Annotated in this window: 22 protein-coding genes; 15 read left to right on the top strand and 7 right to left on the bottom strand. The window is 62.5% G+C overall.

Features of this window, described 5'->3' with window-relative positions; translation table 11 throughout:
* Positions 1–20: 20 nt before the first annotated feature.
* The 6 genes from OLZ32_RS16570 to OLZ32_RS16545 all read right to left on the bottom strand — a co-directional run bounded on the left by OLZ32_RS16570 (position 21) and on the right by OLZ32_RS16545 (position 6,650).
* Complete coding sequence (locus OLZ32_RS16570; RefSeq protein ID WP_017991375.1) at positions 21–1,526, bottom strand: HAL/PAL/TAL family ammonia-lyase; 1,506 nt, start codon at positions 1,524–1,526, stop codon at positions 21–23.
* Positions 1,523–2,290, bottom strand: a complete 768-nt coding sequence (gene hutC, locus OLZ32_RS16565) for a histidine utilization repressor (RefSeq protein WP_264421818.1) — start codon at positions 2,288–2,290, stop codon at positions 1,523–1,525. Before hutC ends, OLZ32_RS16570 begins: the two co-directional genes overlap by 4 nt.
* On the bottom strand, positions 2,287–3,138 hold the full coding sequence (locus OLZ32_RS16560) for a MaoC family dehydratase (protein ID WP_026160240.1): 852 nt from the start codon (positions 3,136–3,138) through the stop codon (positions 2,287–2,289). The genes hutC and OLZ32_RS16560 overlap by 4 nt, the downstream gene beginning before the upstream one ends.
* Positions 3,135–3,941, bottom strand: coding sequence for an SDR family NAD(P)-dependent oxidoreductase (locus OLZ32_RS16555; protein WP_017991378.1), 807 nt, complete (start codon positions 3,939–3,941; stop codon positions 3,135–3,137). Before OLZ32_RS16555 ends, OLZ32_RS16560 begins: the two co-directional genes overlap by 4 nt.
* Complete coding sequence (locus OLZ32_RS16550; RefSeq protein ID WP_264421816.1) at positions 3,938–5,488, bottom strand: acyl CoA:acetate/3-ketoacid CoA transferase; 1,551 nt, start codon at positions 5,486–5,488, stop codon at positions 3,938–3,940. Before OLZ32_RS16550 ends, OLZ32_RS16555 begins: the two co-directional genes overlap by 4 nt.
* A 100-nt stretch (positions 5,489–5,588) precedes the next feature.
* Entirely contained in the window at positions 5,589–6,650 is a 1,062-nt protein-coding gene (locus OLZ32_RS16545) for a YeiH family protein (protein ID WP_264397256.1), read from the bottom strand.
* Positions 6,651–6,715: 65 nt separating this feature from the next.
* On the opposite strand from OLZ32_RS16545, the gene OLZ32_RS16540 reads away from it, so the two are divergent.
* Together OLZ32_RS16540 and OLZ32_RS16535 are read left to right on the top strand one after the other, a co-directional pair.
* The gene (locus tag OLZ32_RS16540) at positions 6,716–7,639 is read left to right on the top strand and encodes a LysR family transcriptional regulator (protein ID WP_017991381.1); all 924 of its coding nucleotides are present in this window, start codon (positions 6,716–6,718) and stop codon (positions 7,637–7,639) included.
* Between the two features lie 211 nt (positions 7,640–7,850).
* Positions 7,851–8,768 (top strand): DMT family transporter, encoded by a 918-nt coding sequence (locus tag OLZ32_RS16535; RefSeq protein WP_026160241.1) that lies wholly within the window; start codon positions 7,851–7,853, stop codon positions 8,766–8,768.
* A 47-nt stretch (positions 8,769–8,815) separates the two neighbouring features.
* On the opposite strand, the gene OLZ32_RS16530 is transcribed toward OLZ32_RS16535, so the two are convergent.
* On the bottom strand, positions 8,816–9,625 hold the full coding sequence (locus tag OLZ32_RS16530; protein WP_017991383.1) for a hypothetical protein: 810 nt from the start codon (positions 9,623–9,625) through the stop codon (positions 8,816–8,818).
* 178 nt (positions 9,626–9,803) lie between these two features.
* Here OLZ32_RS16530 and OLZ32_RS16525 point away from each other — a divergent pair, with 178 nt between their 5' ends.
* The 13 genes from OLZ32_RS16525 to OLZ32_RS16465 all read left to right on the top strand — a co-directional run bounded on the left by OLZ32_RS16525 (position 9,804) and on the right by OLZ32_RS16465 (position 24,404).
* Positions 9,804–10,094, top strand: a complete 291-nt coding sequence (locus tag OLZ32_RS16525) for a hypothetical protein (RefSeq protein ID WP_003550034.1) — start codon at positions 9,804–9,806, stop codon at positions 10,092–10,094.
* Positions 10,095–10,189: 95 nt separating this feature from the next.
* Complete coding sequence (locus OLZ32_RS16520; protein WP_264397255.1) at positions 10,190–11,911, top strand: tetratricopeptide repeat protein; 1,722 nt, start codon at positions 10,190–10,192, stop codon at positions 11,909–11,911.
* A gap of 85 nt (positions 11,912–11,996) precedes the next feature.
* Complete coding sequence (locus OLZ32_RS16515; RefSeq protein ID WP_264397254.1) at positions 11,997–12,989, top strand: SphA family protein; 993 nt, start codon at positions 11,997–11,999, stop codon at positions 12,987–12,989.
* A 9-nt stretch (positions 12,990–12,998) separates the two neighbouring features.
* Entirely contained in the window at positions 12,999–14,234 is a 1,236-nt protein-coding gene (locus OLZ32_RS16510; RefSeq protein WP_264397253.1) for an alpha/beta hydrolase, read from the top strand.
* 152 nt (positions 14,235–14,386) lie between these two features.
* Positions 14,387–16,021, top strand: a complete 1,635-nt coding sequence (locus OLZ32_RS16505; protein ID WP_003550028.1) for an arylsulfatase — start codon at positions 14,387–14,389, stop codon at positions 16,019–16,021.
* 60 nt (positions 16,022–16,081) lie between these two features.
* Positions 16,082–17,059, top strand: coding sequence for an AAA family ATPase (locus OLZ32_RS16500; RefSeq protein ID WP_264397252.1), 978 nt, complete (start codon positions 16,082–16,084; stop codon positions 17,057–17,059).
* Positions 17,056–17,994 carry a DUF58 domain-containing protein gene (locus tag OLZ32_RS16495; RefSeq protein WP_264397251.1) on the top strand — a complete coding sequence of 313 codons (939 nt, stop codon included), beginning with the start codon at positions 17,056–17,058 and terminating at the stop codon, positions 17,992–17,994. Before OLZ32_RS16500 ends, OLZ32_RS16495 begins: the two co-directional genes overlap by 4 nt.
* Entirely contained in the window at positions 17,994–18,515 is a 522-nt protein-coding gene (locus tag OLZ32_RS16490; protein WP_003550023.1) for a DUF4381 domain-containing protein, read from the top strand. Before OLZ32_RS16495 ends, OLZ32_RS16490 begins: the two co-directional genes overlap by 1 nt.
* Positions 18,502–19,491, top strand: a complete 990-nt coding sequence (locus OLZ32_RS16485; RefSeq protein WP_264397250.1) for a vWA domain-containing protein — start codon at positions 18,502–18,504, stop codon at positions 19,489–19,491. The genes OLZ32_RS16490 and OLZ32_RS16485 overlap by 14 nt, the downstream gene beginning before the upstream one ends.
* Positions 19,488–21,041, top strand: coding sequence for a VWA domain-containing protein (locus tag OLZ32_RS16480; protein WP_264421814.1), 1,554 nt, complete (start codon positions 19,488–19,490; stop codon positions 21,039–21,041). Before OLZ32_RS16485 ends, OLZ32_RS16480 begins: the two co-directional genes overlap by 4 nt.
* Positions 21,038–22,330, top strand: coding sequence for a BatD family protein (locus OLZ32_RS16475; protein WP_264397248.1), 1,293 nt, complete (start codon positions 21,038–21,040; stop codon positions 22,328–22,330). Before OLZ32_RS16480 ends, OLZ32_RS16475 begins: the two co-directional genes overlap by 4 nt.
* An 89-nt stretch (positions 22,331–22,419) precedes the next feature.
* The gene (locus OLZ32_RS16470) at positions 22,420–23,394 is read left to right on the top strand and encodes a formylglycine-generating enzyme family protein (RefSeq protein ID WP_264397247.1); all 975 of its coding nucleotides are present in this window, start codon (positions 22,420–22,422) and stop codon (positions 23,392–23,394) included.
* Complete coding sequence (locus tag OLZ32_RS16465; protein ID WP_264397246.1) at positions 23,391–24,404, top strand: HAD family hydrolase; 1,014 nt, start codon at positions 23,391–23,393, stop codon at positions 24,402–24,404. Before OLZ32_RS16470 ends, OLZ32_RS16465 begins: the two co-directional genes overlap by 4 nt.

Genomic DNA, 24,404 nt, shown 5'->3' with positions numbered 1-24,404 from the left:
GGGGCAGTGGCGAACCGGGCTTATTGCGGGCCACGCCCGATCAATGCGGCAATCGTCGCGAAATCCGGCCCTTGCGCGCGATCCTCTTCAAGCGCCGGGACGTGGGTGCGGACAAAGGCATAGGCTTGCGCCGATCCCTTGCCCAATTCGCCTGATACCCCTCTGAGCTCGACGGCCTGTGCCGAAGCAATCAGTTCGATGGCGACCAGATAGCGCAGGCGCTCGACGATCGCCTGCGCCTTTGCCAAAACGCTCGGAGCCATCGATGCCTGGTCTTCGACGCCATCGGCGACAGGAATGGGCGAAAGCGAAACCGGCATGGCCAGGTGGCGGATTTCGGCTTCCATGGCCGAGACGGTCTTTTGCACGGTCGCAAAACCGGTACGGCTCTGGCCCATCGGGGTCAGGAAGCGTGGGAGGTCGGACATGCCGGGCGACATGATCTTCATGATCCGATAGGCGGTGCCTGCCGCACAATGCGCCATCGCCTGCCCGAGCCTTTCCCAGGCGAGCACAAAAGCGGTCATGTCAAAATTGCCGTGCGAAAGAATGACGCCCTCGGATGCGATCACGACAGGATTGTCGCTGGAACTGACGAGCTCTATGTCAGTCGCCTGCCTTGCCTCATCGATCGCATGCCTCAACGCGCCCCAGACCTGCGGTGTGCAGCGGTAACTCAAAGGATCCTGGAGACGCCTTGCTGCATCGGCGGCAAGCAAGGAGCTGCCCGAAAGAAGCGCCATCAGCTGAGCGGCGACGCGGCGCTGCCCAAAGGCCGGTCTCGCAGCCAGAGCGCGGTCGTCGAAGGCACTGACATTGGCCCGGAACGCTTCGAAATTAACGGCAATCGCCCTCAGGGACCAATCGAAGAGCCGCTCGATATCCACAAGCGCCAAGCAGGCGAGGCCGATGGAGAGGCTGTTGGCCACAACAAGCGCATGCCCGTCCTTCGGCGCGAATTCGAGAGGCTTCAGGCCGGCCCTTTCAAGGGCGATGGCGGCCGGCAGCACGTCGCCGCCAAGCTCGATCTCACCAAAGCCCAGAAGGCCCCGGCTCATATGGGCAAGCGGCGCCAAATCCGCCGCACCGATCGAGCCCAATGAGGGGACGACAGGATGGACACCGGCATTGATGGCGGCAATCAGACCCTGGAAGACTTTCAGCGAAACGCCGGAACCGCCCGCCGCCATGCCGGCGGCCCTGACGGCCATCATCGCCCGCACGGATTCCCGGGCAAGCGGTTCTCCGACGCCGACCGCGCGGGCTTGCGGCACACGCATCTGGAACGCCACCAGATCTTCCGTTGCAAGTCGGGTATCGACCCCCGCCCCAAGTCCCGTCGTCAGGCCATAGACTGGCAGATCGCTTTCCGTATAGCGGTCGACGACGGCGCGCGCGGCCGCAATCCGGGCCTCCACCTCCGCAGATATCTCGATCCTTGCGTGACGACGGGCAATTGCAGCGATGTCCTCGATCGTCGGCGGCGCCGCGCTGAAAATGATCGACGGAGAATTGGTAGCGCTCACTGTTTCTCTCCGAGAATGGCGACGGGTTTGGAGGGACCCTTGGTGGACCGTGCTTCCAGCCGATATTGCGCGCCGGGATAGTATAACAGCGCACAGGTCACGACGGCCTCGCCTGACCAGGTTCTTCGAAAGACGCGCAGGCAAGGGTGATCATTCCTGAGGCCAAGATATTTGCGTATCGTCGTATCCGGCTTGACGGCCTGGACGATATGCTCGAACGCCGTTATCGGAGCCACCTTCGTCAGATATTCGTGCGGCGTCATGCTGCGGAAGTCGGCCGACAGATAGTCGGGCGCGACCAGGGGATTGACGTAGCGCTCCTCGACCTGAATGGGCTGGTCGTTTTCCATGTGCACGATCAGCGAATGCATCACTTCAGCGGCGAGGATGAGTTCGAGCGCATCGGCGACGTTGGCATCCGCCTTCATCAAGCCGGCCTTGACGACAGCGGCCTGATGCGTATGGCCCCGCTCCAGTATTTCGTCGGCTATGTTGCGGATTTGAAGCAGATCGACATCGAGGTGCTTGGGCGAAACGAAGGTTCCGATCCCGGCGGATCGCTTGAGAACACCCTCGAACATCAACTCCCGCAACGCCCGGTTCGCCGTCATCCGGCTGACGCCGAATGCCGCCACCAATTCGCTCTCAGAGGATACCCGGTCTCCCGGCTGCAGCTTGCCCTCGGCGATCTCGGCCAGGATCTGCTCCTTGATCCTGATATAATGGCGCGCCTCGCCGGCGGCCGGCTTGACCGCTTTCGTCATGACAACCTCGCCATGCCATTGTCGAGGATGGTCGCGCCGCGCGCAGCAACGAGGCCTCGGAAGCGAATCTCTGCGTCGTTGCGCCATATCTGCACGGTGATCGTTTCGCCGGGAAAGATCGGCGCGCTGAAACGCGCCGCAATCGCGCTCAAGCCGCTGCCCATGCTTGGATCGATGGCAGCGACAATGGCGTAGCCCGCATAACCGAAGCTGCAGAGCCCATGCAGGATCGGTCGGTCAAAGCCGCTCCTGCCGGCTGCCTGCGGGTCGACATGCAGCGGATTGAGATCGCCGTTCAGGCGATATAGCAGTGCGGCGTTGGCAGGGATGTCGACATTGAATTCAAGGTCCGGCTCTCTGTCCGGGACTTTCGACAAGGGTTCAGGCGCAGATCCCGCCGAGCCGCATCCACCGTCGCCGCGGCACGCGTTGGTCTGGACGATGGTCGCGATTGGCTCATCGCCGTCCACGGTTGCGATCAGGCGCTCGAAGCTGACGAACATTCCCTTCTCGACGCCGCGGTCGACCACCGACAAGACGCGCGAGCGAGAGATCAGCGGCACATCGAGCGGGACCGGCCGGTGGATCGTCAGGCGATGTTCGGAATGCACCAGACGAGCCCAGTCGACGCCTGTCTGCTGTATCCATGGCCCTGGATGCGCCACGATATTGGCAAGGGTCGGCGCGGTCACCAGATCGCGTTCATAGACGTATTCCAATGTCTTTTCGCTGAGCGCGTCGGCGCCGTAGCCGACCGACAAGGCGTAAAGGATGGCATCCCTTGCGGTCACCGCATGTGTCGCTTGCGGCACCGGAAAATCGAGGATGGATTGAGCAGACAGCATCACGATGCGGCTCCCCCGGGTGTTGCGGGTTTGCGAACGCCGCCGGACAGGCGGATGCCGCCGTCAACGGAAAGCAATTCGCCGGTGACGAAGTCGGCCCCCTGAACAAGCCAGACGATGGCGCCGGCAACGTCTTCCGGTGTCGCGACTCGGCCAAGCGGCGCGGTTTCCGAAAATCGCTTGGCAATGGCTCCATAGGCATCCGGCCCGAGCGTGTCGCGCATCCAGCGCGTATCGATGATGCCGGGACACACCGCGTTGACGCGGATATCGGGACCGCAGGTGCGCGCCAAAGCCAAGGTCAGCGCATTGAGCGCGCCCTTGGAGGCTGTATAGGCAAGCGAGCTGCCGCCGCCGGTAAAGGCAACGTTGGACGAGACATTGACGATCGCACCGCCGCCACTGTCCCGCATCGCAGGTATCGCCGCCCGGCACATCTGATAGGCGCCGATGACGTTGACGCCGAAAACGCTCTGAAAATCTTCGGCCGACAGCGTCTCCAGATCGAAAGGATCTGATTTGACCGTCATTGCGGCATTGTTCACCAGGGCGTCGAGCCGCCCCCATCGATTGACGGCAACCGCGACCATTCGGCGGCAAGCCGCGTCATCGGCAACGTCGGCCTGGACGATCTCGACCTCCGCGCCCAGACTGCGGCAGATATCGCCGGTCTCATCGGCCTCCTTTTTGCTGCGGCTGTAGTTGACGACCACCCGGGCGCCGCCGTCGGCGAATTGCTTCGCGCATGCAGCCCCGACACCCGTTGCCGAGCCCGTGACGATGATGGCGGCTCCATAGACTTTCATGGGGCAAAGTCCTTCATGGCATGGGTCGAAAACAGGCGCGCATCCATCTGCTTCAACTGGTCCGACACCGCGATGCCCTTCGGCAGGCGGTCGAGAACTTGGGCGGCAAGATCGATGCCGGGGGCAAACTCCGTCAACGTCAAGCATCCGCCGATCACCCGAAAGACAGCCCGCTCGGTGACGACGAGCTGTGATTGTCCCTCCGGCGCAAAGGCTGGGCTCGAACTGATCTGGTCGACAGCCTCGACGATCTTGCAAAGGCGGCCTTCCCTGACGATCTCGAGCCTGCCGTCGGCAACCGCAATTTGCGCGCCGCCAGCCGAAAATGCGCCGAGATAGACAACATGCTTGGCCGTCTGCGAGATGTTGGTGAATCCGCCGACCCCGACGATGGAATTGTTGAAGCGGCTGACATTGACCGCCCCGTGCCGATCCACCTCGGCCATGCCGAGAAAGGCGATATCGAGGCCGCCGCCGTCGTAAAAATCGAACTGCGATGCCTGTGGGACGATGGCGGTCGGATTGACCGCGGCGCCGAAGGACAGCTCTTCGGCCGGTACGCCGCCGATGACGCCGGATTCGATTGTCACCGTATAATCGTCGAACCCCTCTTCGCTGGCGATACGGCCGATCCCGGCGGCAATGCCGATGCCGAGATTGATCGTCGGGCGGTTCAGCGGCGCCAGTTCCAAGAAGGCGCGTCGCTGAATGATCTTGTCGACCGACAGCGGCGCCGGCTGCAGGCGGCTCGCCGCCATCCGGACGCGCCCCGTATAGGCGATATTGTCGGTCTCGGCGAAACTGATGCCGTGCTGGGCGGGATCCTCGCAGACGACGACATAATCGACCAGCGCCGCCGGGATACGAACGTCGTTCGGCTGCAGCGAGCCGCGCTCGGCAATCCGCTTGACCTGCACGACGACGATACCACCGGAGTTTCGGCCCGCCTGTGCCATGGCGAGCACGTCGAGCGGGAAGGCCTCGTCCTCGAGGGTGATGTTCCCGTCTTCGTCGGCCGTCGTTCCGCGCAAGAGCACGCAGTCGAGCGGCATCGACGGATAAAGCAGCCACTCCTTGCCGCGCAACGACACACGCTCGACAAGCGGACGCGGCGTCGTCGCATTCATGCGGCCGCCGCCATGAAGCGGATCCATGAAAGAGCCGAGGCCGATATGGGTGACCACGCCAGGCTGACCGGCGGCAATCGCCCGATAGAGCTGCGCGATGACGCCCTGCGGCCAGCAATGCGCTTCGATCTTTTCCTCGATCGCAAGTTTTCCAAGGCGCGGCGTTCCGCGCCATCCCCCGGCAATCACGCAGCCGACCAGGCCCTCATAACCGAAGTGCCCCATGCCGCGCGTCTGACGATCGCCCGTGCTGGCAGCAAACAGAAGCGTCAGGTTGCGGGGTTTTCCAGAGGCGAGGAAACGCTCCTCGACAGCGGCCGTGATGGCCTCGGGATGGCAGCATCCTCCAAAACCCGAAGCAGCGACAGTCATCCCGTCTTCGAGAAGATTCGCAGCTTGTTGTGAAGAGATGACCCGCATGACGATCTATGTTTCCGCCTTACCTGTATATACAGGCTAGCCGCTGATCGTTTGGAAGGCAACCGGAATCTTTGCAAGTATTTTGGGCATATAACCTCGATCAGACGATATTCAGCAGCCCGATCAGGCAAAGCCCGAGAGCCCCCAGCGCCAACAGCGACAGGGCCGCCGCTGCGAGGACACGACCGCCGGTATGGGCGACGGATCTGACATCGACGGAGAGGCCCAAAGCGGCCATGGCGGTGACGGTGAAGGTGGCGGAGACAGCCGCCATCCCGGGCAGCAGCGGCGCCGGGATGGCGTCGAGGGAACGAAGCGTCGCCATCGCTGCAAAACCGAGGATGAACCATGGGAGAAGATGGCGGAGCTTGACTGGCGAACCGCCAGGGCGGCGGCCATGAACGGCACCGAGCACGAGGATAACGGGTCCGAGCATCATCACGCGGATCAGTTTGACGAGCGTGCCGACCTGGATGCTGACGGCTCCGGCAGAGGCCGTGGCCGCCAAGACCTGCGGGACGGCATAGGCTGTCAGTCCTGCGAAAACGCCATATTGTACGGCGCTGAGACCAAAGAGCAGGTGAAGAAGCGGCAGCGTCAGCACGGCACCGATGCCGAGCAGTGCAGTAAAGGCTATCGAGGCCGCGATATCGTCGGGTTTGGCACCGATCACGGGCGCTGCGGCGGCAATCGCAGAATTGCCGCAGATCGAATTGCCGCAAGCAACCAACGTCGCCAGGCTGGCCGATAGCCCGAAGAGCCGCCCGATAACAAAGCTGCCGACCAAAGACAGAGCAACCAGAACGGCAATTCCGCCGACAAGCGGCAGCCCAGCCTGCCTGATGGCAGCCGTGCTGAGCGAGGCGCCGAGCAACACGACCGCAATCTCGAGCAGTGTCTTGGCGGCGAATTGGATGCCGGGAATGAAGGTCTGCGGCAGGCAGACCGAGGAGCGCACGGCAATGCCGATCAGAATGGCGAGCACCAGGCTCTCGATCCAATGCGAGCCGAAAACCATCATCTGCAGCTGCTCAACGAGATAGGCAGAGAGCGTGACTGCTGCACACAGGAAGAGTCCTGGCAGGACGGCGGGAAGCGACAGGGAACGTGAGGCGGAAACGACCATCGGCAAGACCTTGAGGAAGACTGTAGTCTCCCACACTCAATTGTCGACTTCCATTGAATAGTTTGGTATGATTCATTCGGTAAAATCGAACGATTAAATCAATGACATTTGAACAGCTTTCCATTTTCGTCGCGGTTGCGGAACGCGAGCATCTGACCAAAGCCGCCTTTGCGATCGGGCTTACGCCATCGGCCGTCAGCTCGGCTATCCGCAATCTCGAGACCTCCTATGGCGTCGAGCTTTTCCATCGCGTCGGACGCCGCATAGAGCTGACATATGAAGGACGGGTCTTTCTGGGGGAGGCTAGGGCGACGCTGGCGCGCGCGAAGGCCGCAGCGCTCGTCCTGTCCGATCTCGGCGGCTTGCAAAAGGGTGAACTGGTCGTTTTTGCGAGCCAGACGATCGCCAGCTACTGGCTGCCGGCGATGCTGATGCGTTTCAAGATCCGCTACCCGGGCATCGACTTGAAGCTGATGATTGGCAACACGACCACGGCGGCGAAAGCGGTTCTCGATGGATTGGCCGAAGTCGGTTTTGTCGAAGGTAGCGTTGATGAGCCGGCGCTGCATGTTCAGCCGCTTGCCGAGGACGAACTCCTTGTCGTCGTCGGTCCGCGCCATCCCTGGGCGCGTGGCAAACCAATTGCACCGGCAGAGCTGGTTTCGGGCGCAAAATGGGTCATGCGGGAAAAGGGGTCCGGAACCCGATCGGCTTTCGAGGCGGCGATTTCCAATCTCGGCATAGACCCCGGAGATCTCGCTGTCGCGCTGCAACTGCCGTCGAACGAGGCGGTGATATCGGCAGCAAGAGAGGGCCTTTGCGCGACGGTCGTCTCAGGTGCCGTGGCCGCGCCGCTCTTGACGCAAGGTCTGCTGGTAAAGGCGCGCTTCCCTCTGCCGTCCCGCCAATTTGCGATCCTGCGGCATAAACAAAGGCACTCCAGTCGGGCCTCGCTGGCGCTGGAAACAATTTGTCGCGAGGACAAAGCGGCCGAAGTCCAAAATTGGGATGATTGGGCGCTCTAGATCAGGATGTTTTTAGGCCCGATCGGCCTAAAATCTGAATCCTGATCTAAATCAAAGAAATAGAGCATGATGTCGTCCAAAAACCGCTCACACTTTTCGGCATCATGCTCTAGGCGTCTGATCCGCCGCGCCGGCGGCTTGACATCGGCAGGGTTAAGGCAGAAGCCGCACTCGGCCACGCATGCGCGGCTGCTTTGCGAGGATGCGAGAGATGACGACCAAGACTGGCGCAGCCAATGCCGGAAACCTGATCATGACCGGCGTCGTGCTGATGCTGCTCGGCGATCTGCTCTTTGCGCTGAACGATGCAATGGGCAAATGGCTGGTCGCCAGCTTTGCCGTCGGCCAGGTGCTGGTGATCCGCTCGGTCGGCGCTTTCATCGTGCTCGGACCAATGATCCTGCGGCAAGGGCCGATGGCCTTGTTCCGCGTCGAGCAGAAGGGCCTGCAGTTCATCCGTGTTTTCATGGCGACCTGCGATGTCGCGCTGTTTTATGCTGCCGTCGCCTATCTGCCGCTCGCAGACGTCATGACCTTCTATATGGCCGGACCGATCTATATTGCGGCGCTCTCGCATTTCTTTCTCGGAGAAAAGATCGGCTGGCGCCGCTGGCTGGCGGTTCTGATCGGCTTTGCCGGCGTCGTCATCGCGCTGCGTCCGTCCACAGCAATGCTGTCGCTTCCATCGCTCTTCGGCCTTGCCGGCAGCCTTGCCTTTGCGCTGTCGCTGGTGATGAGCCGCTATCTGCGCTCGACCAGCGACACGACACTGGTGACATGGCAGACGATCGCCGCGCTCGCCACCGGCATCGTCTTGAGTATCGGCCACTGGCAGCCGGCAACGCTCATCGACTGGTCCGGCATGCTGCTCCTCGGCGTCGTCGCCTCCTGCGCGCATCTGCTCATCACCCGCTCGCTGAAACTCGCACCGGCATCGCTGCTCGCGCCGCTGCAATATACGCTGCTGCTCTGGGCGATCGTCCTCGGTTACCTGTTCTTCAATGATATTCCCGATACGCAGATCATCGTCGGCGCCGCAATCATCGTCGTTGCGGGGCTCTTCATCTTCCACCGGAAGAACCTGAAAGAGACGGTTCCGGTCGAAGCCGTCCCGCCCGACGGTCATTAAACGATCGAAAATAACGGGTATCTCATCTCGCCCTGCTTGCCGGTCGATCACCGTCCGACCGGAAACTGAAAGTTGACACCCGCGAAGATCTGCCAGCGAGGCGCACCCGGTCCGTCGTGCCAGACCGTATACTGAGGCTCGACGAAGGCGTTCATCGTCACGCCCTTGTCGAGCTGGAATACCTTACCGACGCCCGCGCCCACGGGGATGTAGGAGTTGCCGCTCTCGAGATTGAAGGTCCACGTCGCCGACGAACGCAGATACCAGCCGTCCGACAGGTTGATGTTGAGGATCGGCTGGAAAGTCAGAAGGTTCACATCTTCCCGGTCGTCCACACCGGCGAAGGACGTCTGATAGGTCGCAAGGGCTCCGAGGAGTCCCCACCGTTGAGGCGCGACGACGACGCCCGCCGCTCCGATCTGCCATTTGCCGCTTCCAAGGGACTCGTCCGTGGCTGTGGGAACGACGAGCAACGGGCCGGCGCCGAGGGTGACATCTCCATGCTTCGGCAGGATGAAGAGATCCATCAGCGTGAAGTCACCGAGCCCCGTGACATATCCGCTTGGAACATCGGGGGACGTCGCGATCGGGAGTGTAAAACGAAAAAGCTGCGGCAGCCCGAACATGTCCGATGGGATGAGACCGCGCAGCAGGAACTGGTTCGCCTCGGGCTCTCCTGGAGTGTCGATGAAGCTCGGAATGTAGTAGTTCTGAAGATTGATGGTGATCTTCGGTGTGAGAGGATTGTTGGCCTCGTTGACGGCGTCGTGCGTCTCCTGGGCACCGGCCGAGGAGGCCAATGCCAGCAGTAGCGGGAATGCTGGAGCACGGAAGCCTCCTGTACCGACCGCAGACATTCCAGCACAAAACTTTTTTCGGCCACAGGCTGTAACGGTTACCGTGATCCGCAAGGCGGGCGTATCGTGCGAATGTTACTGTAACATTCTCGATTTTTGCGGTTGACCGGCGCGAGAATGAACCGAGGCGCCTCGCGCTTCATTGCACGCCTCCTGCCCGAAAGGAACGCTGCTCGCCATGGACACCGCCAGAGATGCCGCCCACCGCGGGCTGTTGAAGCTGATGCTGCGGCTGCCATCGTTGCGTGCCGAGCTTCAGCTCCTCTGGCCGAACGATCCGTCCTTCGAGGCTCTCTGCGAGGCTTATCAAGATGCGACCGCCACGCTGGAACGCCTTGTCCAGCGCCCCGGCGACGGAGAGGACGGGCTTGTCGAAGAGTACCGGGGCGTGTGTCAGGCGCTTGAATCCGACGTCGTCCTCCGCTGCCGTGCACGCATGGCGCGACCGCAGCCGGACCGACGCTCCTGACTATTCGTCCAACATGCAAGCGAACAGGATTGCAACTTTCAGTGACATGACGCATATTCGCGACAGCTTATGGACGGGCGGGCGTGAGGTGCGTAATGGCAGCGAACGGCGTGAGCAACAGGGCACAGGCGGTCAGTGAGAGCGAGGCAAGGTCGGAAGCGGAGCGACTTCTGGCCGATCCGCGGCTTCATGTCTCCGATCGCCATAGAGCGTTTCTCAGGTACATCGTCGACGCCGTTTTCGAAGGGCGCAGCGATGCGGTGAAGGCCTATTCCATCGCGATCGACGTCTTCAACCGGCCACCGTCGTTCGATCCCTCATCCGATCCGATCGTGCGCATAGAGGCGACGCGCCTTCGTGAGACCTTGGCGAAATATTACGAGCAACTCGGCGACGAGCCTGGAGCGCGCCTGGACATTCCCCGCGGACGATATGTTCCTGTCTTCGTCGAGCGGGAGCAGCAGCCATGCCCAGGCGACGATGTTTCCGATGTCGAAGAGGACGTCGTCCCGGCAGTCGAAGACACGACGGCTCCGCTAAGGTCCACCATGAGGCGAAAACGCTACGCTTTTGCCGCACTGGCGAGCCTTGCCGCCCTTGCCGGAGGCTACGCTGTCTTCCGCGCGGCGACGCCGGCGCCCTTGGATACACAAAAGCCATTCGTCTCATTATCGCTGAATGCGGCGCAGAAGGATACAGCGGCCGGAGAAACGGTCATGGAAGATCTGGCCGTGTCGCTTGCGCGGTTTGGGACCGTTCGTCTCAAATCCGATGCCGGGACGGCGAGGCCGGATGTCGGCCCGGGCGAGCAGACGACGTACGACATCAGGATGCGGTACGGTGAAGATGCGACATCCGTCTTCTTGTGGTGGCAGGTTTCCGACGCGGCCACGGGAGAGGCCGTCTGGACCGACCAAGATCGACGTCCGACCGGAACAGGAGCGCGAGATGATGCGATGCGAGCCCTCGTCTACAGCGTATCCCGCAGGATCGCGGGGCCGGTCGGCGTCGTCAACACCATGGAGCTGCGGCGCAATCTGCCGGCATCCACGACCGGCAACATCTGCGTGCTAAGGGGCGAATTCGCCGTCGAGCAGCGCGCACTGGCCAGTCTCAAGGCGGCTCGCCCCTGCCTGGAAGCGACGATCGCTGCGGATCCGGCTGACGCCGACGCGATGGCGACACTTGCGCGCGTCTTCGTGTGGACCGGTCGCACGACCGGCGACGACAGCTACTTCGGCCGCGGTCTCAATCTCGCGAACCGGGCTGCCACGGTATCGCCCGCCTCGACAAGGGCGGCGCTCGCCCAGTTGGCGACGCAATACCAGGTCGGCCAGAACGACACCTCGATCGCGGCCGGCCGGCGCGGTGTCGCCCTGAACCCGGAAAATGCCGATCTCCTGGCAAAGCTCGCCATGGCCCTCTTCCTGAGCGGGCACTGGGAAGAGGGTGTCCGCCTTGCGCAAGAGGCGACCGACCTCGTCGGCCAGACGATACGTGACGCGAATTTCGTCATGATCCTCGACGCCTACCGCCAGGGGCACTATGCCGAAGCGGTCTTCCTTGCCCGGCAGGTCCCGGCAGCCGATACGCCGACGACCGTATTGAAGCTTGCCGCCATCGCTCGCCTCGGTGACCGGCCGGTGACGGAGCAGGAGATAGCCGCAGCCCGTTTGCAGCATCCCGATCTCGACCGGACAGTCGCAGCAATGTTCTCTGGAGCGCGTTTTGACAGCAGCCTCAAAGCTGCCCTTCGAACAGGCATTCTGGAAGCGGGCCTAAAATCGCCGGAACTCGCCAGCAACGGGCCGATGTAACAGTAACAACCTTGTCCGGCAGCCTTCGATGGCTTTCCTTCGACCTGTCCGCAGATTGCGGGCGATGATGTCGAGGGCCGCCACAATGCGCAAGCTGCTTGTCTTCTCAGTCGCCTTCACCTTTCTCGCAGGCGCGGCCGCGACGCTGCTGCCTTCGCTGGCCTTCGCCGCCGAGGGCGGCGCGGGGTTTTATCTTCTCGGATCGAAGGGGCCTGCCGCGGCCATCACGCCGCCGCCCGGCGTCTTCTTCTCTAACGATATCTATTTCTACACGGGCGATCTCGGTGGCGGAAAAGCCCTGCCGACCGGCGGACGTCTGGCCGTCGGCGTGGAGGGCAAGGCAGTCATCGCGGTGCCTACCGTGCTCTGGATTCTGCCGGAAGATGTGGCGGGCGGTCATCTCGGGCTGTCAATGACCGTCCCTGTCGGCTGGAAGAACACGGACGCCGATGTGACGTTGGCGGGACCCCGAGGTGGGACAGCGTCCGGATCGATCTCCGATTCGGTTTTCACCGTCGGCGATCCGGTCCTTGGCGCCCTGCTTGGCTGGGAGGCCGGAAACTTCCATTGGCAGACCAGCCTTCTGGTCAACGTTCCGATCGGTGACTATCAGGACGGCGAGATATCAAACATAGCCTTCCACCACTGGGGCGCCGACATCTCGGCCGGCGTGACCTGGCTCGATCCGACGATTGGCCTCGACCTGTCGGCGGTGGTTGGCATGACATTTAATGCCGAGAACCCTGCCACCGACTACCGCACGGGCAATGAGTTCCATCTTGAGTGGGCGGCCGTCCAGCACTTCAACGAACAATTCGACGCTGGTCTCGTCGGCTACTACTACGACCAGGTGAGTGGCGATAGCGGCGCCGGCGCGTCCAGCGATTTCAAGGGGCGCGTCGCGGCCATCGGCGCGACCATCGGCTGGACGTTCAAAGCGGGCGAAGTGCCGATATCGACCCGCATCAAGTACTTCCACGAATTCGAAGCCGAAAACCGCGCCGAGGGAGATGCCGTCTATCTGACGGTCTCGATGCCCTTGTCGATCACCAAGCCGATGAACATAGCCGCGCAATAGGGATCCACCATGCCCCGGGCGACATCGCTTCGACTGATCGCGCTGCTAATTCTCCTGCCGGGGCTTAGCGCCTGCGGACACCCGAGCGGCGTCATGCAGCCTGTGGCGCTAACCGCGGCGGCGCCCAGAACCGCGCAGGTCGACATGCTCGTTGCAACGACCCGACAGCCGTCGGGCGATCCGGCGACGCTGTTCAACGGCGAGCGAAGCCCCAAGCCCTATATGACCGACGTCGCGGTCTCCATTCCGCCGAAGCGCGAGGCAGGCACCGTCCAGTGGCCGCAGCGGTTGCCGCCCAATCCTGCCACGGACTTTGCCGTCACGCGGGTGAAGCAGATCGATACCATTCCGGAAGGCCGGGCATGGTTCCGCCAGCATATCCAGGGCGGGCATGCGCTCGTCTTCATCCACGGGTTCAACAACACATATGGGGACTCGGTCTTCCGCCTCGCCCAGATCGTCCACGACAGCGGCATGCAGGCGACGCCGATCCTTTTCACCTGGCCGTCACGCGCGCAACTCACCGGATACGAGTACGACAAGGAGAGCACGAACTATTCGCGCACGGCGCTGGAACAATCCCTGCGGGTCCTCGCCGCCGATCCTGATGTGAAGGACATCACCATTCTCGCGCATTCCATGGGAACATGGCTGGCGATGGAATCGCTGCGGCAGATGGGCATCCGCGACGGCCACGTCAACGCCAAGATACACAACGTCATCCTCGCTTCTCCCGACATCGACATCCAGGTGTTCGCCAAGCAGTTCGTCGAAATGGGTGATCCGAAGCCGAAGTTCACCATCTTCGTGTCCCAGGACGACCGGGCGCTCGCGGCGTCGAGCTTCATCACCGGCAAAGTGTCGCGGCTCGGCGCCATAGACCCGTCGAAGGAGCCTTACCGGTCCCGGTTGGAGAAGGCGGGCATCACCGCAATCGACCTCACCAAGGTGAAGACCGGCGACAGCCTCCATCATGGCAAGTTCGCCGAAAGTCCCGGCATCGTCCAACTCATCGGCCAGCGTCTGATGACCGGGCAAACGCTGACGGATTCCAACATCTCTCTCGGGCAGGGCGTCGCCGCCGTCGTCGGCGGGACAGCGCGCACCGTCGGCACGGTCGCAGGCGCTGCTGTCGCGGCACCACTTGCGATCGTCGAGCAGCCGGCAAGAAGGCAGCAGCCGACAGGAACGGAGCTGGAAGACAGCCTGCACAACGACCGCCAGTCGAAGCCCCTGACGCAATAGCCGGCTTGGGCGGGCGATTGTTACCTCCGACCGACCTCGAAGTAACAGTTACAAGCTTACCACCTGGCTGGGCCTGAAGCAGTATCCGCACCAAGTCATCCGATCAAAAAGCAGACAGAAATGTCGAACCGCAAGCAAAAAGGAAACCTGTGATGAGTACGCCCATCTACCGAAAACTCCTTGCCGCCACGGCCGTCGTCGCGATGACCATGACCTCGGCCGCGATTGCACCCCCGGCATTCGCGCAGCAGGCAGCAACAGCACCGGCCGCAACCGATGCCTCCAAGCCGAACATTCTTGTCATCTTCGGTGACGATGTCGGGCAGACGAATATAAGCGCCTATTCCTTCGGCGTCGTCGGATACAAGACGCCGAACATCGACAGCATCGCCAAATCAGGCATGATGTTCACCGACTACTATGCCGAGAACAGTTGCACGGCGGGCCGCTCGACCTTCATCACCGGCCAGACATGCCTGCGCACCGGCCTCTGCAAGGTTGGCGCGCCCGGTGCTCCGGTCGGCCTGCAAGCCGGCGACATCACGATTGCCCAGGCGCTGAAGCCGCTTGGATATGCGACCGGGCAGTTCGGCAAAAACCACCTGGGAGACAGGGACGAATATCTTCCGACCAAACACGGCTTCGACGAGTTCTTCGGCAACCTCTACCATCTGAACGCCGAAGAGGAGCCGGAAGCGCCCTACTGGCCTAAGGATGACGCCGAGTTTCTGAAGGCTTACTCACCGCGCGGCGTCATTAAGGCGTCGGCCGACGGTAAGATCGAGGATAGCGGCCCGCTGACCAAGAAGCGGATGGAAACCATCGACGACGAGACCAGCGCCGCGGCGATGGACTTCATGGACCGTCAGGTGAAGGCGAAGAAGCCGTTCTTTACCTGGATGAACGCGACCCGCATGCACGTCTTCACGCACGTGCGGGAGTCGATGCGGGGCCAGAGCGGCATGGTCGGAAACGAATATGCCGATGGCATGGTCGAGCACGATCAGATGGTCGGAAAGATTTTGAAAAAGCTTGACGAACTCGGGATCGCCGACAACACCATCGTCGTCTACACCACCGACAATGGGCCGAACCAATGGTCTTGGCCCGACGCGGCGACGACGCCGTTCCGCAGCGAGAAGGATACCAATTGGGAGGGTGCATTCCGCGTTCCCGCCATGGTGAAATGGCCGGGCCACATCCAGCCGGGCCAGGTTTCGAATGGAATGATGTCCGGCCTCGACTGGTTCCCGACGCTGCTTGCGGCCGCCGGTGATCCCGACGTCAAAAGCCGCCTCCTGAGTGGTTGGAAGCCGGATGGAAGCGCCAACAGCTTCCGCAACCATCTCGACGGCTACAACCAACTCGACTACCTCACAGGCAAAACGGACAAGAGCGCCCGTCATGACTTCTATTACTTCGACGACGACGGCGATCTCGTTGCGACCCGTTACGACGACTGGAAGGTGGTGTTCAAGGAGCAACAGCTCCCCGGCGGATTTGCAGTCTGGCAGAACCCGCTCGTCACCTGGCGAATTCCGAAGCTCTTCAATCTGCGCATGGATCCCTACGAACGGGCGGACGTCGTTTCGGATCAATATAACGACTTCGTCGTTCGCAACGACTACCTGCTTGTGAAGGGTCAGTTGCAGGGAGCGGCCTTCCTGGAAACATTCGTCAAGTATCCGCCGAGCCAGCGGGTCGCCAGCTTCAACATCGAAGGCGTCCGCGAGGAGGTGGACAAGGCGATTGACCAGTCCTTCAAGGACCGCGGTATCGAGAAGTAAGCAACGCACCAAGGCGCGCAGGCGGCCTGCGCGCCCCCTCTCCTTCTCACCGAGGCTCCCATGACGGCTCGCGACGACATCCTCGATCTCGGCACGCGTATCGGCCGCTCGATCATCGGTCAGGAGACCATGGTCGAACGGCTCCTCCTCGGGCTGCTCGCCAATGGCCATCTGCTGGTCGAGGGACTTCCCGGCCTCGCAAAAACCAGAGCAATCAAGAGCCTGGCGAAAAACCTTGATTCACAGCTTTCACGCGTTCAATTCACGCCCGACCTTCTCCCGGCCGACATTACCGGCTCCGAGATCTACTTCAGCGAGGGCAGCAAGGGCGAATTCAAGTTCCAGCAGGGGCCGATCTTCGCCAATCTCATTCTGGCGGACGAGATCAACCGCGCGCCGGCCAAGGTGCAATCCGCGCTGCTCGAGGCCATGGAGGAGCGCCAGGTCACCGTTGGCGGCAAGAGCTATCCGCTGCCGCCGCTGTTCATGGTGATGGCGACGCAAAATCCCATCGAGCAGGAGGGCACCTACCCCCTCCCCGAAGCCCAGCTCGACCGCTTCCTGATGCATGTCGAAGTCGGCTATCCCGACGAGACGTCGGAGGCGTCAATCATGCGGCTCAACCGCAAAGAAGAAAACGAGGCGCATGGCGGCGCGAAGCCGCTGTCGCCGGAAAGGCTGAGCCCACAGGCCGTATTCGACGCCCGGAAGGAGATCGGCGCTGTCACCGTTTCCGAACCCGTCGAGAAGTACATGGTGGCACTCGTCTTCGCGACGCGTTATCCCGGCCGTTACGACAAGGATCTCGCGAGGCTGCTGCAGGTGGGTGCCAGCCCCCGCGGTGTAATCGGCCTCGACAAGGTTTCGCGATCCTATGCCTGGCTGAAGGGGCGCGATTATGTCACCCCTGATGACGTCAAGGCGATCGTCAACGACGTCTTTCGCCATAGGCTGATCCTGTCCTACGAGGCGCATGCGTCGAACACCACGCCGGACAAGGTGATCGACCGCATCGTCGAACTGGTGGCGGTCTCATGAGCGATGCGGGCGTCTATGTTTCGACGGACGAACTGGTCGCGCTGGAAGCGAGGGCCCGAGATCTGAGCTTCGTCCAGAAGGCGCGCAGCCACCAGCAGCTTGCAGGCCGCATGCAGTCGGCGATGCGCGGCCGGGGACTGATCTTCGAAGAACTTCGCGACTATCTGCCCGGCGACGACATCCGCTCCATCGACTGGCGCGTCACCGCGCGAACCAGCAGACCGGTGGTCCGCGTCTACTCCGAGGAAAAGGAGCGGCTCGCGCTGATCATCGTCGACCAGCGGATCAATATGTTCTTCGGCAGCAGGCGATCGATGAAATCGGTAACGGCAGCGGAAGCCGCGATGCTCTGCGCCTGGCGCATACTGGGTTCCGGCGACCGGGTCGGCGGCTTCGTCTTCGGTGAAAGCGCGACGAGCGAGGTGAAGCCGCACCGCAGCCGTAATGCGGTGATTGCCTTTGCGGAGAAAATCGCGCGGCAGAACGCGAGCTTGCGCGCAGACAGCAAAAGCGAACCTGACCCGCAAGCGTTGGACACAGTTTTGTCGGTGGTCGCAAATATCGCCCATCACGACCATCTCGTGGTCATCGTCTCCGACTTCGACGGCCATACCGCGACGACACGAGACATCCTGCTGAGGCTCTCGAGCCGCAACGACGTGATCTGCCTGCTCGTCTACGACCCCTTTCTACTGGACCTGCCGACCTCGGGCGACATCGTCGTCAGCGGCGGCGGCCCGCAGGTGGAGCTGGCTCTGCGAACAGCAAGCGTCCGATCCTCGATCGACGCGTTCGCACGCAATCGCGGCCGGGAGCTGAGAGCATGGCAGTGTCAGCTCGGGCTTCCGATGCTGCCCATCTCAGCCGCCGAGGAAACCGCACCGCAGCTCAGGCGTCTGCTGGAGCAGTCTGCGTGGCGGCAACGGAGGCGTTGATGGAGCCGGCAGCAAAGCTTGATCCGATGACGGAGACGGCGCTGCGTTCGCTGCACGACATCGTGGCGCCGGCGCCGGTCTCATGGTGGCCGCAGACCTGGGGATGGGCTCTGGTCGCAGCCCTGCTGGCCTTCGCCGTTCTCCTGGTGATCCTTCGACGGATCAGGCGCTACCGCGCCAACGCCTACAGGCGCGAGGCCCTGACCTTGCTGGAAGGGATCTCGGACAAGCTCCGACACCCCGCCACGCGCCCCGACGCCATCCAGGACCTCGCAGAAGTTCTGAAGCGCACGGCGCTGGCAGCCTGGCCGCGCGATGAGGTCGCCTCCCTTTCCGGCGACGGCTGGGTTCGATTTCTCGACGCGCATGACGAGGATGGGACCGGAGACACGCTCGAACGCCTTCTGGACGACTTCGAATATCACGGCACAGAAATCGTCGCGGACCTGCCGTCGAATGTCTGCGGCGATCTCGTCATCGCCGCCCGCAAGTGGATCGAGCAACATCATGTATCAGCTTGATCTGCCCTGGATTCTGCTTGCCCTTCCGCTGCCGGTGCTGGTCTGGTGGCTGCTGCCGGCGCATCGGGAGACGTCCGCCTCTGTCAGACTGCCTTTCTTCTCGCAGGTCGCCGAGGCGGCGGGCGTTCGCCCGACCGAGGGATCGGTGGTGACGCGCAGGACATGGCCACAGCTCGTCTGCGAGACCCTGGCCTGGGGCCTGGTGGTGCTCGCCCTCGCACGCCCCCAGTTCGTGGAGCCGCCGATCGAGAAGGTCGAGCCGCAACGCGACATCCTTCTCGCCCTCGACCTGTCGCAGTCGATGGATGCACGGGACTTCCCTGGCGCCGACGGAGCGCCCCTCGCCCGCGTCGAAGCGGTCAGGCAGGTCGTCGCCGATTTCGTCGAGAAAAGACCTGGCGATCGGATTGGCCTCGTCGTCTTCGGAGACGCGCCCTATCCACTCTCACCCTTCACGATGGATCACGAGCTCGTCCGGACGATGATCGCCGGCACCGTTCCCGGGATGGCCGGACCGCGGACGTCGCTGGGAGACGCTCTTGGTCTTGCCATCAAGATGTTCGAGAAGACGACCACGCCGGAAAAGGTGCTCATCGTTCTGACGGATGGCAACGACACGGCCAGCAGAATGCCGCCCCTGAAGGCGGCCGAGATCGCGAATTCGAAGGGCGTGATCGTCCATACGGTGGGTATCGGAGACCCTGCGGCGACGGGTGAGGACAAGCTGGATACCGCAACGCTGCAGAAGATCGCGGCGAGCACGGGCGGCCGCTATTTCTTCGGCGGCGATCAGTCGCAGCTGGCGGCGATCTACGAAGTGCTCGACCAGATAACGCAGGAGGATCAGAAGACCCTGTCCTGGCGACCGCGGATCGAGCTGTTTCACTGGCCGCTGCTGGCCGCCGTCGCACTGCTGGCGGTCTATTATCTCGCCTCGGGAACAGCGGCCGCATTCAGGCGGAGGGCAGCGGCATGATCGCGGATTTTCATTTCCTGCGTCCCTGGCTCCTGCTCCTTCTCGTACTGCCGGTCGTGATCCTCTGGATGGTTTCACGCTCCGGCGACATCCGTGCACAATGGAAGGGCATGATCGCGCCGCATCTGCTCGACCGCCTCGTCGTCGACGCTTCGGGGCGCTCACGAATGTGGCCTTCCTGGTTGCTGGCTGCCGTCCTCGCTACCGGGATCGCTGGAGCGGCAGGGCCGACATGGCAGCGCGAGCCGCCGCCCTTCGTCGAGGACACGGCGCCTCTCGTCATCGCCGTCGACCTGTCGCAGACAATGGACGCCATCGACGTGACCCCGTCCAGGCTGGAGCGGGCTAAACTCAAGATCAAGGATGTGATCGAGGCCCGAGAGGGCGCGCGCACCGCGATCGTCGCCTATGCCGGCACCGCGCATCTGGTCCTGCCGCCGACCGAGGATGCGGCGCTGCTTGAAAGCTACTCCGAGGCATTGGCGACGCGCATCATGCCGACGCCGGGCAAGGACACGGCAGCCGGGCTGCGGCTCGGACAAAGCCTCCTGCATAAAGAAGGGGTTGCCGGAACGATCCTGCTGCTGACCGACGGAGTGGAAGCGGCTGCAGGGCAAACACTCAAGTCGAGCGACGACGGCGTCGTCATTCTCGGGATAGGCACGTCGGCGGGCGGACCGGTCAAGACGCCGGATGGCGGATTTCTCTCGGATGCATCCGGCGCACGCCTCTTTCCCAAGCTCGATGTCGCCGGGTTCGAGGCGATCGGCAACGAAACCAGGGCTGATGTCGCGACCGTCACGGACGACGACACGGATGTTCGCTGGATCATGCAGCGTATCCGCAGCAATTTCGCGCAGAAGCAGGAGACGGAGGGAGACCGCTGGCGCGATCTCGGCTGGTGGCTGGTCGTCCCGGTCGCGGTCGCGATGGCCCTGTCGTTCCGCAAGGGCTGGGTGGTGCGGATCGCGACGTTGCTGCTCGCCCTGCGGATGCTGTCGCCGGGCAGCGCCCATGCGGCGGGACTGATCGATATATGGCTGACTTCCGACCAACAGGGCCGCATTGCTTTCGAAAGGGGCAACTACGACGAGGCCGCAGACCGCTTTGCCGATCCGATGTGGAAGGGCGTCGCCCTCTATCGAGCCGGCAAATTCCGGGAGGCGATCGACGCCTTTGCTTCCATCGATACGGCGGAGAGCTGGTACGACCAGGGCAATGCTCTCCTCCAGCTATCGAAGTTCGAGCAGGCTGTCGCGGCTTATGAGAAGGCTCTCGATAAACGAAGTGAATGGCCGGACGCCAAGGCGAACCTCACCATCGCCCAGCAACTGCTGAAGCAACAGAAGGAAAAGCAGGAAGAACAGCCCGAGCAGCCGAGCGAGGATCCTGACAGCGTCCAGTTCGACGAGAAGGGAAAGGAGGGCAAGGAAGGTCGGATTGATATTGCCGAGCAGACGTCGGAGATGTGGATGAAGAACATCAATGTCAGCCCGGCGGACCTGATGGCCCGCAAGTTTTCCCTTGAAGCGAGGAGGCAGTCTCCATGAGGCTTCCAGCCACGCTTCTTTGCGCCTTCATATGCGGACAGGCCATCGCCGCCGAACCCTTCGGACGCGCCGCCATTGAAGGAGCGGAAGGGATCGTTCCCGGCCAGCAGGTCCACGTCGTCGTCGACATCTTCGCGCCGGAATTCTTCACGTCGCCGCCGCAATATCCGCTGTTCGAGGTCCCGGCCGCCCTTGTCACGCTTTCCGACGATCGTGCCCAGAACCTCGTCCAGACGATCGCGGACGTTCAATATTCCGGAATACGCAGGAGCTACGTGATCGTCCCGGAGAAGACCGGATCTTTCGTGCTGCCCGAAATCACGGTCGACCTTGGCTATTCGGCGAACGGAAGCGCGATCAAGGCGCAGTTGCATGTAGCCCTTCCCGCCTTCGATGTCGTGGCCGCTCCCGACAAGACGGCCAGGCCCTTCGCTGCACGCGACCTGACGGTAAGCCAGTCCTTCGACAGAAGCCCGGCAGGTTTGAAAGCCGGCGACGCTGTCGTTCGCACGATCGTCGTCTTTGCCGAGAACACGCAGGCCATGCTGATCCCGCCGGTCGATCTGGGCCGGGCGACCGGGGTCGCGCAATATGTGAAGCCGCCGTCTCTGACGGACGGCGTCGAACAGCGCGGGATCGGCCGGAGCGTCGAGACCGGTAGTACCCGGACCGAAACGGTTGTCTACACGGCTTCTGCCGAAGGCAGCTTCCAGGCGCCGGCCGTTTCCTACCAATGGTTCGACCTGGATGCCCATGCCGGAGCGACGGCGACCCTTCCCGCCGTTGATATCGTCGTGGCGAAGGCGCCCTCAACCGAACGCATCGATCCGAAATTCGATCCCCCTGGCGAAGACGAAGGAAGGAATGCCTGGCCGGTAGTGCTGTTATCATGCGCGGCCGTGCTCGCCTGCTTCGCAGCAATTGTCGCATGGCAAGGGGGCTCGGCAATCCGCGCATGGGCGGAACGACGTCGAATGAGCCACCGAAACTCTCCGCAGAGAAGACTTCGCCGCCTTCGAACCGTCATCAGGGTCGGGCCCGAGCCGGCAATCTATCGGGCGCTTCAGGATTGGAGCTTGAGCCTCGGATTCCGGTCGGTTTCCGACTGGGCTGAGGCGCAGGGCAATCCTCGGCTTTCGGCACAGGTCACCATTCTCGAGCGGCGCCTTTTCCGATCGCGCGACATGCAATTGGATCGCGGCAAGTTCGCGGACGCCATCACCTTGGCAGCGACGAACAAGGGGCGAGCGCGAAAATCCGCCCTGCCCGCCCTCAATCCGGTGGCGTGACGGACGCGTTGTTACGTCGAGTTAACAGTAACATTCTTTCCTGACGGCGCGCGGGAGCTAAGGTCAAGACATCGGTTCTGGAGGCCGCGATGGCATTGGCATTCAACAGCGCGACAGAAGCCCGGCGCGAATCCGAGGGCATGGTGTGGATTCCCGGCAGGACGTTCACGATGGGATCCGACCATCACTATCCGGAGGAGGCCCCGGCCCACCCGGTCAAGGTGGACGGCTTCTGGATGTCGCAGACACCGGTCACCAACAGGCAGTTCAAGGAATTCGTCGAGGCGACGGGATATGTCACCGTCGCGGAGAAAGCTCCCGATCCGAAGGACTATCCCGGTGCGAAGCCTGAGATGCTGAGGGCGGGGTCGCTGGTGTTCACGCAGCCGAAAGCCGTGAGCGGCGCCGACATCTCCCAGTGGTGGACATTCAAGTTCGGTGCGAACTGGCGCCGCCCCCTCGGCGGTCTCAGCGATCTGCGCGGCAAGCTCGATCATCCGGTCGTGCACGTCGCCTACGCGGACGCCGTTGCCTATGCGCACTGGGCGGGGCTCGATTTGCCGACCGAGGCCGAATGGGAGCTTGCCGGCCGCGGCGTGCTGGACGACGCGGAATATGCCTGGGGCGACGAGTTCGCGCCGGGCGGCGTCCCGATGGCCAACACCTGGAGCGGCACGTTCCCTACCCAGTCGACGAAGCCGAAAGGCCAAGAACGCACCTCGCCTGTGCGATCGTTCCCGCCGAATGGCTTCGGCCTCTACGACATGATCGGCAACGTCTGGGAATGGACCAGCGACTACTGGTCGACCCGGCATCCCGAACCGGCGAAACACTCTTGCTGCATCCCGAGCAACCCACGCGGACGCGACGCCGGGGCAAGCTACGATCTTCGCCAGCCGGAAATCCGGATAGCGCGGCGGGTGCTGAAGGGCGGCTCCCATCTCTGCGCCCCAAACTACTGCAGACGCTACCGGCCTGCCGCGCGCCACGCCGAACCCGAGGATACTTCGACCAGCCATGTCGGCTTCCGCTGCGTCAGGCGCACCGAAGGAGAAGCGAAATGAGAAGACATTTCCAGGCCTCCAACACCGTGCTTGCATCACTTCTCGTCGCCGCCCTGCTGCTCGTCAGTGGCGTCGTCGGAACGGCCGTGGCGCAAGAGGTCCTGTCGTCCTGGAACGACACCGCGGCAAAGACCAGGATCATGGACTTCGTCAAGGCAACGACAGCCGAGGGCGGCGAAGGATACGTAGCGCCCGAAGACCGGATCGCGGTCTTCGACAACGACGGCACCCTCTGGTCGGAGCAACCCATTTACTTCCAGTTCGCCTTTATGCTCGACCGTGTGAAGACGCTCGCACCTGAGCACCCTGAATGGAAGGACAAGGAGCCGTTCAAGTCGGTGCTGGCAGGCGATCCGATGGGCGTGATGAAAGGCGGCGAGAAAGGGATCGTGGATCTCGCGATGACGACGCATGCCGGGATGACGACGGACCAGTTCTCGAAGATCGTCACCGACTGGTTTGCGAGCGCCAAGCACCCGAAAACCGCAATGCGCTACGACGAGATGACCTTCGTGCCGATGCGCGAGCTCCTCGACTACCTCAGGGCCAGCGGCTTCAAGACCTATATCGTCTCCGGCGGCGGCGTCGAGTTCATGCGGCCGATGACCGAGAAGATGTATGGCATCCCGCCGGAACAGGTGGTCGGCAGCACCATTACGACGGAATATGCCACCATCGGCGACGAGCCCGTGCTCAACAGGCTGCCGAAGATCGACTTCGTCGACGATGGCGCCGGCAAGCCTTCCGGCATCAACAAGTTCATCGGGCGCAAGCCGATCTTCGTGGCCGGGAATTCTGACGGCGACTACGAGATGCTGCGATGGGTCACCGCCAAGGGTCCGAGCTTTGCGATGATCGTCCATCACACGGATGCGGAACGGGAGGTCGCCTACGATCGAAACAGCAAAATCGGCAAGCTCGACAAGGCGCTCGACGAGGCGGAGCGCCGCAACTGGCTGGTGGTCGATATGAAGGCGGACTGGAAGAAGGTCTTTTCATTCGAGAAATAG

Origin of the sequence: Rhizobium acaciae (genome assembly GCF_025941625.1) — a bacterium.
GTDB lineage: Bacteria > Pseudomonadota > Alphaproteobacteria > Rhizobiales > Rhizobiaceae > Rhizobium > Rhizobium acaciae.
Note: the sequence above shows the minus strand (reverse complement) of the source record. Positions and strands in the feature narration are given on the sequence as shown.